Origin of the sequence: Brevibacillus jepli, from assembly GCF_047229145.1 — a bacterium.
Lineage (GTDB): Bacteria > Bacillota > Bacilli > Brevibacillales > Brevibacillaceae > Brevibacillus.
In genome coordinates this window covers 1-918 of record NZ_JBFEFW010000092.1, presented here as the reverse complement: position 1 = coordinate 918, position 918 = coordinate 1, and the positions used below count along the sequence as shown (strand labels likewise).

Sequence of the window (918 nt, the reverse complement as noted above, 5' to 3'; positions counted from 1 at the left end):
CAATTGGGGCATTCCGTATTTGGTGGTCTTTTTGTGTTATCCATGCTGCTGGGACTTTCATTTTTCGTACAAGACGGTATTGGGGGAGGGGATATGAAACTCCTTACCTTCTTGGGATTTGCACTTGGGTTCCCGCTCGTAAATGGGGTGATCTTATTGTCTTTTTTGTCGGGGCTCGTTTTTTCTAAAGTGATGAATCAAGTTCATGTACCGTTTGCACCGTTTATCACGTTTTCATTCATGATCCTTCTGCCGACGATTTCGGTGGGGTAATAAGGAGGAGGTGTCGATGGATCTGCCGGTAATCCAGCACGCCAAAGAAATATGCGAACAAGAATTACGAAAAGCGTTGGCAGCGGGAAAGCAGGGAGGGATTGAGATTTTTTACCAACCATTTGTTCACGTTGGGACAGGTCAGGTTATTGGAGCGGAAGCTCTCACACGATGGGTACACCCATTGTTGGGGGAGATTTCGCCACGAATTTTTGTTCCCCTAGCTGAATCGAATGGTCTGGTTGCTGAATTGGACCGATTCGTATTAACAGTTGCTTGCAGACAGGCGAAGAGGTGGCTAAATACTTATGGGCCAATACGAATCGCTATCAACATTTCCCCGCATTCCTTCCAACATGCCGACTTTGTTGCGGTTATCTTGAATGTTTTGCAAGAAACTCGGTTGCCCCCAGAGTGTTTGGAGATTGAACTGACGGAGAACATTGCGCTTCGACAAGAACATACCCTTTCGACATTCGCCAGGTTGAAAGGGATTGGAATAAAGATCGCGATTGACGATTTTGGTACAGGATACTCTTCGCTTAATTACCTGCGCATGTTTCCAGTAGACACATTGAAAATCGACCAAGTATTTGTGCAAGATGTGGAAAACAGCCAGCAGGAAGTTCCGATTACTTCAGCCAT

The 918-nt window shown here is 45.8% G+C and carries 2 protein-coding genes; both read left to right on the top strand.

Annotation, left to right across the window (positions count from 1 at the left end; translation table 11 throughout):
- The coding region (locus AB1L17_RS31410; RefSeq protein ID WP_412848920.1) for a prepilin peptidase at positions 1 to 273 on the top strand (273 nt) is incomplete at its 5' end.
- 16 nt (positions 274 to 289) lie between these two features.
- On the top strand, positions 290 to 918 hold a 629-nt coding region (locus AB1L17_RS31405), incomplete at its 3' end, for an EAL domain-containing protein (protein ID WP_412848919.1).